8 protein-coding genes and 1 pseudogene are annotated in these 7,767 nt (G+C 64.3%); 2 read left to right on the plus strand and 7 right to left on the minus strand.

What is annotated here, in order from left to right; translation table 11 throughout:
* Positions 1-99: 99 nt before the first annotated feature.
* The 3 genes from CF70_RS33275 to CF70_RS33285 are packed head-to-tail and all read right to left on the minus strand — an operon-like array spanning position 100 to position 3,012.
* Positions 100-1,044, minus strand: a complete 945-nt coding sequence (locus CF70_RS33275) for an alpha/beta hydrolase (RefSeq protein WP_235185310.1) — start codon at positions 1,042-1,044, stop codon at positions 100-102.
* A complete protein-coding gene (locus CF70_RS33280; RefSeq protein WP_235185311.1) occupies positions 1,028-1,909 on the minus strand; it encodes an alpha/beta fold hydrolase in 882 nt (293 codons plus the stop codon). The genes CF70_RS33275 and CF70_RS33280 overlap by 17 nt, the downstream gene beginning before the upstream one ends.
* Before the next feature lie 47 nt (positions 1,910-1,956).
* Entirely contained in the window at positions 1,957-3,012 is a 1,056-nt protein-coding gene (locus CF70_RS33285) for a sugar phosphate isomerase/epimerase family protein (protein ID WP_035875927.1), read from the minus strand.
* A 170-nt stretch (positions 3,013-3,182) separates the two neighbouring features.
* Here CF70_RS33285 and CF70_RS33290 point away from each other — a divergent pair, with 170 nt between their 5' ends.
* Positions 3,183-3,752 carry a TetR/AcrR family transcriptional regulator gene (locus CF70_RS33290; RefSeq protein ID WP_235185312.1) on the plus strand — a complete coding sequence of 190 codons (570 nt, stop codon included), beginning with the start codon at positions 3,183-3,185 and terminating at the stop codon, positions 3,750-3,752.
* Positions 3,753-3,950: 198 nt separating this feature from the next.
* On the plus strand, positions 3,951-4,484 hold the full coding sequence (locus CF70_RS33295; RefSeq protein ID WP_235185313.1) for a cupin domain-containing protein: 534 nt from the start codon (positions 3,951-3,953) through the stop codon (positions 4,482-4,484).
* Positions 4,485-4,853: 369 nt separating this feature from the next.
* Here the strand turns inward: CF70_RS33295 and CF70_RS33300 are convergent, their stop codons facing one another.
* The 4 genes and pseudogenes from CF70_RS33300 to CF70_RS39145 all read right to left on the minus strand — a co-directional run.
* The gene (locus CF70_RS33300; protein WP_035875929.1) at positions 4,854-6,029 is read right to left on the minus strand and encodes a DUF883 domain-containing protein; all 1,176 of its coding nucleotides are present in this window, start codon (positions 6,027-6,029) and stop codon (positions 4,854-4,856) included.
* A 64-nt stretch (positions 6,030-6,093) separates the two neighbouring features.
* Entirely contained in the window at positions 6,094-6,765 is a 672-nt protein-coding gene (locus tag CF70_RS33305; protein WP_035875934.1) for a hypothetical protein, read from the minus strand.
* A gap of 13 nt (positions 6,766-6,778) precedes the next feature.
* Complete coding sequence (locus tag CF70_RS35530) at positions 6,779-7,600, minus strand: hypothetical protein (protein ID WP_235185314.1); 822 nt, start codon at positions 7,598-7,600, stop codon at positions 6,779-6,781.
* An 87-nt stretch (positions 7,601-7,687) separates the two neighbouring features.
* Positions 7,688-7,767, minus strand: a pseudogene (locus tag CF70_RS39145) (hypothetical protein); the annotation flags it as partial.

Below are 7,767 nucleotides of genomic sequence, written 5' to 3' on the forward strand. Positions count from 1 at the left end.
CTGGGTGTCCAGACGGCCTCTGCTTGCTCGATAGCGTGCCGGCCGCCAGGCTCCTCCGGAGGCGTTCAGCGCGTCGCACGCCCGAGTGGCCTCCGACGGTTACGCCCGTAGCGTCGCTCTCATCATCGCGCCAACGCGATCGAACAGGCATTCCGCAGCAGGCGCCACGCCGAGCAGGTGTATGCAAGCATGCACCATGCCCGGCAAGCGATTCTGTTGCACGATGACGCCCGCGTCGGCGAGACGGAGGGCATAAGCCTCACCTTCGTCGCGCAGTGGGTCGTACTCGCAGACCAGAATGGTGGCGGGCGGCAGACCACCGAGTCGCCCTGCCCGCAGCGGCGATGCATATGGCGAGCCTTTGTCCGCTGGTCCGCTCAGGTAGGCCGACCAGCAGAGCGCCATCACATCCCGCGTCAGGTAGTAGCCCTCGGCAAACTCGCTGTAAGAAGGCGAGTCCATCGCGCTGTCCAAGGCGGGGTACAGCAGCAGTTGATGCGCGATGGCAGGGCCATTGCGGTCGCGCGCCAACAGGGTTGCAGCGGCTGCCAGGTTGCCGCCGGCGCTGTCGCCGCCCACCGCGATCCGTTTCGGATCGATGCCGAGTTCCGCGGCCTGGTCGAATGCCCACGCCACCGCGCGATAGAAGTCCTCCAGCGGCACGGGAAACTTGTGCTCGGGCGCGAGCCTGTAGTCCACCGACAGCACCACGCAGCCGGTGGCGTTGGCCAAGGCGCGGCAGGGGTTGTCGTAAAGCGCCAGCGAGCAGAGAACCCAGCCTCCGCCGTGAGCGAACACGATGGCGGGCAGCGGCGCGTCCGCTTGCCGCGACTCCGTCGGCCAGTAGCCGCGAATCCTGATCTCGTGGCCGTCATCAGCTGTGACGCTGAACATCCTGACCGCCGCCACTTCCTGCAAGGGGCCGTGCAGCGCAGGCAAGTCGCGTTCGGTGGCGTGGCGCATTTCTTCCAGCGACGTCCCACCGCTGCTTGCTGGCAACGCAGCGAGGAAGCGAGCGATATCCACATCAACGGGCATGCGCATGCCCTCCCTGCTCCGCTTCCAGGAACGGCAGCAGTTCAGCGATGAATGCCTCCGGTGCCTCCTCCATGATGAAGTGGCCGCAGTCCGGCACCACCACGCCGCGCAGGTCGATGGCGTGGTCGCGTAGCGTCACCAGCGGCGCGTCGTTGGTCGCGTGTTCCGCGCCGATGGCCAGCACCGGCATCGCCAGCTTGCCCTTTGCGCGTTCGCGGTTCTGCCGCACCGTTTCCGGAATCGCGCGGTAGTAGGCGAAGCCGCCGCGCAGACCGCCCGGCGCCGAATAGGCCGCGATGTAGGTGTCCACGGCCACGCGGTCGCGGCGATGGGACCACTGGTCGAACATGAAATTCAGGTAGGCGGCCTCGCGCCCGGCTATCAGCGTTTCGGGCAGATCGGCTACCTGGTTGAACATGAAGTGCCACAGGAACTTGTTTTCAGCCGGCGGCGCGAAGATGCTCGGCGCTTGCGCAAGTCCGGGGATCACGGCCTCCGTAAGCGCCAGCCGCGTGACTGCGTCGGGATGGTCGCTTGCCAACGCGTAGGCCACCCACATGCCCACATCGTGGCCGACCACCTGAAAGCGATCATGGCCCAATGCCGCCATCACGCGGTGCAATGTGTGGGCAGTGGCGCCGGTGTCGTAGCCCGTCGGCGGCCGGTCGGAATGTCCCGTGCCCGGCGGGTCGACCGCGACGGCAAGGAAGCCGCGTTGCGCGAGCGCCGCCATGACATGGCGCCAGGCGAACCACGTCTGCGGCCAGCCGGGAATCAGCAGCACCGGCTTGCCACTGCCTGCGGTGACACAGTGCACGCGGTGGCCGTCAATGCGTACATAGGTGTGCGTGTATTGGGAGTCGTCTTGCATGGATGCCTTCGGTGGATGCATTGGATGCATTGGATGCGTTGTTGGTATCAGGCAATGCCGAGCATGCTGTCGATCTGCGACTTGTTGACCGCGGCGCCAGCAAAGTCGTCGAAGATGCGTGAGGTCACGCGGATGATGTGGCTGTTGATAAAATCCACGCCTTCGCGCGCGCCGTCTTCCTGGTTCTTCAGGCAGCACTCCCACTCCAGCGTGGCCCAGCCCTGGTAGTCGTATTGCGACAGCTTGGAGAAGATCGACTTGAAGTCGACCTGGCCATCGCCCAGCGAGCGGAAGCGTCCGGCGCGCTCGGCCCACGACGTATATCCGCCATAGATGCCCTGCCGTCCGCTCGGATTGAACTCGGCATCCTTGACGTGGAACATGCGGATGCGGTCGCGGTACAGGTCGATGTAATCCAGGTAGTTCAGCTGTTGCAGCACGAAGTGGCTGGGGTCGAACAGGATGTGGCAGCGCGGATGCTCGCCAACCAGTCCGAGGAAGCGCTCGAAGGTGGCGCCGTCGTGCAGGTCTTCGCTGGGGTGGATCTCGTAGCAGAGGTTGACGCCTGCCGCATCGCAAGCATTCAGCACCGGCAACCAGCGCTTGGCGAGTTCTTCGAAGGCGGCTTCGATCAGGCCTTCCGGGCGCTGCGGGAACGGGAACAAGTAAGGCCACGCGAATGAGCCGGAGAAGGTGCCCATCTCAGTCAGGCCGAGCCGGCGCGATGCCTTGGCGGCAAGCTCGAGGCGGTCCAGTGCCCATGCAGTGCGCGCCTCCCGATTGCCGCGCAGCGCGGGCGGTGCGAAGTTGTCGCACATCGCATCGTAGGCGGGATGCACCGCCACTAGCTGGCCGAAGATATGCGTGGTCAGTTCACTAATGACCAACCCGTGCTCGGCCAGCGTGCCTACAACCTGGTCGCAGTAAGTCTGGCTCTCCGCCGCGGTCTTCACGTCGAACAGGCGCTCGTCCCACGCTGGAATCTGCAATGCCTTGAAGCCGATGTCGGCTGCCCACCTGGCGATGGCGGGCAGCGTGTCGAACGGCGCTTGCGCGTCGCTGAACTGGGCGAGGTGGAGGCTGGGGCCTTTGATAGTTTGCATTTATTCAACCATTCTTTGTCGATAGGCAAAGAATAGACGGGCAAGATGAGGAAGTCAACCGTGTTCGGCGCCGCGACGGTAAAATGCGCGTCGCTACAGCATTCACCTTTGAGCAGAATATGGCCGGACGCCCCAGAGAATTTGATAGAGACCAAGCGCTGAAGACGGCCATGACCGTGTTCTGGGAGCGCGGCTATGAAGGCGCGTCGATGTCGACGCTGGTCGAGGCGTTGGGCCTGGCCTCGGCGCGCATCTACGCGGCGTTTGGCAGCAAGGAAGCGTTATTCCGAGAAGCCGTGGCGCTATACGAAGCAGGCGAAGGCGGTTTCGCGGATCGCGCCATGCAGGAAGAGGCATCGGCCAGGCAGGCCATCGCACGCTTGCTCAACGACGCGGCGCTGACCTATACCAAACGCGGCCGTCCACACGGCTGCCTGGTGGTGTCCGCGGCCAGCAGCTGCGCACCCGAGAACGAACCGGTAGCCGGCTGGCTGGCGGAACACCGCCGCCAGCGCACACAATCCATCATTGAACGGCTGCATGCTGCAGTGCAAAGCGGCGAACTGCGACAGGACGCCGACATCGCCGCGCTTGGCGATCTCTATGGCGCGCTACTGCACGGCATCTCCGTGCAGGCCCGCGACGGCGTCAGCCGCGCCCGCTTGCAGGCGTTGATCGAGCCCGCGATGCTGGCTCTGGATGCTGCCGCAGCCCCTGGCAAAGCAGTCTCTCAGGGTTGATCCGCAAGGATCTGGCGCGGCCAGGCCAATCTTCAGCTTGAGGCGCATGCGTGGACTGGCGAGCCAACTTTCCGTGGGCGGCCGCACATTCCTGTGCGCTCGGCCGCAGATAGTATGTTGCACTATCGTGCCGGTCGTCTGCGCCAAGCCTGTTAGGTAGCCAGGCCTCTCGGATTTGTTGCCCCGGCGACTCCGCCGATGACACCTTTCCTGTTCGGAGTATTCGCGATGACCACAGACGCATCCGCTCTTGAGCCAATCACAATTGGTGGCCTGACAGTGCGCTATCTCATAGACGGATCCGCCACGAAGGGCATGGGCGTCTTCGAGTTGACGATCGCCCCGGGAGCAAACGTCCCGCCACCACATAGTCACACCCACAACGAAGAATGCATATACGCCTTGGAGGGGCTCATCCGCTATTCCGTTGACGGTGTTGTCAGGGATCTGGCGCCGGGTCAGTGGATGCATACCCCCAAGGGCTCCGTCCATGCGTTCAGCAACCCTCATCAAGGCACTGCCAAGGCACTAATCGTCCTTACCCCTGACCTGGGTGCGCAATACTTTCTGGATGTACAGGGAGTTGTGAATGCCGGCGGGCCGCCAGACCGCCAGAAGTTGTTGGCAGTCATGGCCAGCTACGGGCTCGTTCCTGGCGCCCCGATTCCAGCAGTTGCCCAACAATCGGTTGAAGAGGATGTGTCCGCGTCGCAAGGACGCCCCTTGACCTAAGCGTTGAATGGCAACCTTCCGCTTCGCCGAAAGGCGGCTTCGGGGGGCGGGCACCAGCGTTCGTCGTTGACTGGCGAATGGCCGTTCCTCGGTTGCAGTCGTCCAATCCAGCAGCAGTTGTCGACGCAAGCGGTCATACAGCGTCACCAAGACCTCGAGTCCGATCGTCATTGACATCCCCACAGCGACTCGGACGTGGGATCGGGCCAGGTCATCGTGCGCTCGCTACACCCAATCGGGACGTCGCGAGCGTACTTGCACATTCTGGCCAGCAGAACACGCCAAATCTGGGGATGGCGGTATTGCAGGGGGAGGAGGCGGACGGAGCATCCGTCCCTCTTGCCTCCTTGCCAATTGGCAGCCGAGCCGTCAGGCCGGCCGTTTTGCTCCGCACTCGCCGCAGAAGAGGTCGTCCGCCGCCATGGGGGCGTTGCAGGTTCCGCAGGCCAACGCCACTGCTGCAGGCGCCGCAACTTGCGCAGCCGCCTGAACCGCCGGCTTGCCTTGCGGCGATGCCTTGGCCTCACGCATGCGCTCCGCGGCGCGGTCCCGCGCTTGCTCGGCTTGCCGCTTTGCTTGCGCCATGCGCTCCTTCAGCATCACCTCCGAGTCCGAGAAGTCCATGCCGTTGACGGTCTGCAGATAGATCAGGCAAGTGCCATTGATAAAGGTCAGGAACGGGATCACCAAGGCAATCGTCAGCAGCAAGCCTGCGCCAAAGCCAAACGACTTGGCATAGGCCATGCCATCCTGCAGGGCAGCCATGTCGCCACGGCCATAGCCGCCGTAGCCGCCACCGTAGGCGCGGCCAAACGGATTGAAGTCAGAGAACATCGCCAGCAGCGAGCTCATCGGGCTGGCACCCACCGCGCTCGACAGCGACGCCGACATGACAGCGCCATAGCCCAGGATGCCAAAGACCACGAATGACAGCACCACCACCAGTACCAGCAACAGAAACATGTTCACGATCACCTGCAGCAGCCGGTGACGGCCGATCTGCATCAGCCGCGCCACCGTCTGCACCGCCGTGTTGCCCTCCCAGATAGCCGGCGCGGCCAGCGGGTAGCCCACGTACCCCAGGCCAGCGAACGTCGCGCCAATGACCACCGCCACCAGCGGAAACGCAAACGCGTACAACAGCGGCCCCAGGCCCGGGATCTTGCACAGCAGGAAGATCAGCAGCGCACCCAGCAGCACCGCCAGGTAGCCCAGCAGCAGCAAGATGCCAACGCCAAGGAACCGGTGCGCGGTGAATACCGCCTGCAGCACCGCATCCACAAAGCCGATGGTGTGCCCCTGCGCCTGCCGCATCAGCGTGATGCCCACGGCGGAATACCCCACCAGCATCACCCCCAGCGTGACCAGGCCAAGCAACAGCCCCAGGAAGAAGCTATGCGCGATCGTATAAGTGGTGAGCATGCCCGCGATCAGTGTTGCCACGCCCGCCATGCCGCACATCGCCAACGCGCGCCAGTTGGTGATCGCCTCTGCCGCCCGAAGCAACGCGTAGGAAGGCGCTGCAGCTTTTTCGTTTGTCGTCATGAACTTGTTTATCCGTATTGTTATCGGTTCTGCGGTTGCCTTAGTGATCAACGCAGTGATCGGCTCAGTGATCCAGCATGGCGACGGTGAACGTGTCGCCCACCCGCGCCAGCTGCAGCTGGTTCTCTCGGGTGATGCCAGGCTTGCCATTGAGCACCACCTGGCTCTTCAGGCGATACGTGCCCTGCGGCGCGCCGGCAGGCAGCTTCAGCGTGAAGCTGTTGTCAAACTCACCGCTGCCTGGCGCCGAGCTGACGATCTTCTCGCCACGCTTGAATTCCTCCCCGGACGGTGCATAAACGGTCAGGATTTCCTTCACCTCCTGAACCGGCTCGTTGGTGCCAGACACGGCACGGATCGTCGACTGCAGCTTGATCGCCTCGCCAGCCTTCACCGCGCCGCTCGGCGTCACAACGGTGTTGTACGCATTCACCTCCGCAGTGCGCGGCAGGCGATTGCGGTTGCTCACCTTGTACTCGCGATCCACCTCTGCCGCGGTCTTGGTCTGCCGCGTGGCAACCTCGATCACCGCGCATGCAGCCAGACCGGCAGCCGCGCCCCCAATGGCGCCCTTGGTGCCGCCGATCAATGCACCCACAATGGCACCGCCCGTGCCGAGCGCCGCGCAGCGCAGGACCGTGTCACTGCTGACAGTGCTTTCGCCGCCCCGGGTGGCGCAGCCGCTGGCCAGTAGCGCGCCAAGGGCCGCTACTAGAATCGTCTTCTGGAGTTTCATGATTCGCAGGTAGTTATTCGAGGGAGGTGTTGGAGCGCAGCGCTTCCATCTGCTTGGACTTGGCGTTGCTGATCAAAGTCTTGGCGGCGCGGTTGCCGGCGTCGATAGCCAGGACGCTTTCGCCTGTGGCGATGGCCTTGTCGTATTGACCTTTGGCGACGTGGCCTTTTGCCTTGCGCAGCAACTCGTCGATCTTTGCGTCCATGGGATCGACCTGCACAACTGGCTTGGCGGGCTTGGCCGGTGGTGCGGGCGTGGGGACAGCCGGCGCCGTGGTGGCGAGCGGGGGCGGCTCCGGTGCGGGCGCGGGGGCGGGCGGCAGGGTGGCCGCCACGGGTGCGCTTGGCTCGGGCTGCGCCGGAGGTTCTTGCGGCTGGATGGGTTGGGCGGGTTCGCTCGGCTGGGTTGCCACCGTGGTTTCAGCCGGCAATGTCGGCTGGGATGCCTGCACCTGCGTCGCTTGGTCGACTGGCGGGGTGGGTTGCTTGCCGCTGTACCACCAGAACAGGCCGCCTCCGGCGACTGCGACGGCTGCGACGATGCTGGCGGCGATCAGTGCTTTGGACGGTTGTCGTGGTGCCGGCTCTGTGGTGCCTCGGGATGTCGAGGTGTTGGCATCTTGCTCCGCCGTTGGCTGCGATGCCGGTTGCTTTGGCGTCTCGCTCTTGGCAGGCTTAGGCGCGATCGGCTGGGGCACGTGCTCAGGCTCGACCTTCTGGGCGGCGATGATTTCGGCCGGTTCCGCTACTAGCGGTAGGGCTACATCTGGTGTTGCCTCGCGGACTAGGGGAGCCTCCACTTGCGCAGGCTCGGCCACTACCTCGGCGGGCGTCACGGCCTCTGGCGCCGGCGTAGTCGAATGCGGTGAAGCATCTTCCGCATGTGCCGATTCCACAGTCGACGGCCGCGTGCCGCATTTCCTGCAGAACTTTGCCCCGGCTATCAGTTCAGCGCCGCAGCCGCTGCAGCCTGCAGCGGCTACCGCCGGGGCTAGGGCTTTGA

Origin of the sequence: Cupriavidus sp. SK-3 (assembly GCF_000611145.1) — a bacterium.
Taxonomy (GTDB): Bacteria; Pseudomonadota; Gammaproteobacteria; order Burkholderiales; family Burkholderiaceae; genus Cupriavidus.

Bases quoted from the DNA above. Each gene is read 5' to 3' on its own strand.
- CF70_RS33275 (WP_235185310.1), bottom strand. From the start codon at position 1,044: ATGCGCATGCCCGTTGATGTGGATATCGCTCGCTTCCTCGCTGCGTTG.
- CF70_RS33280 (WP_235185311.1), bottom strand. From the start codon at position 1,909: ATGCAAGACGACTCCCAATACACGCACACCTATGTACGCATTGACGGC.
- CF70_RS33285 (WP_035875927.1), bottom strand. From the start codon at position 3,012: ATGCAAACTATCAAAGGCCCCAGCCTCCACCTCGCCCAGTTCAGCGAC.
- CF70_RS33290 (WP_235185312.1), top strand. From the start codon at position 3,183: ATGACCGTGTTCTGGGAGCGCGGCTATGAAGGCGCGTCGATGTCGACG.
- CF70_RS33295 (WP_235185313.1), top strand. From the start codon at position 3,951: ATGACACCTTTCCTGTTCGGAGTATTCGCGATGACCACAGACGCATCC.
- CF70_RS33300 (WP_035875929.1), bottom strand. From the start codon at position 6,029: ATGACGACAAACGAAAAAGCTGCAGCGCCTTCCTACGCGTTGCTTCGG.
- CF70_RS33305 (WP_035875934.1), bottom strand. From the start codon at position 6,765: ATGAAACTCCAGAAGACGATTCTAGTAGCGGCCCTTGGCGCGCTACTG.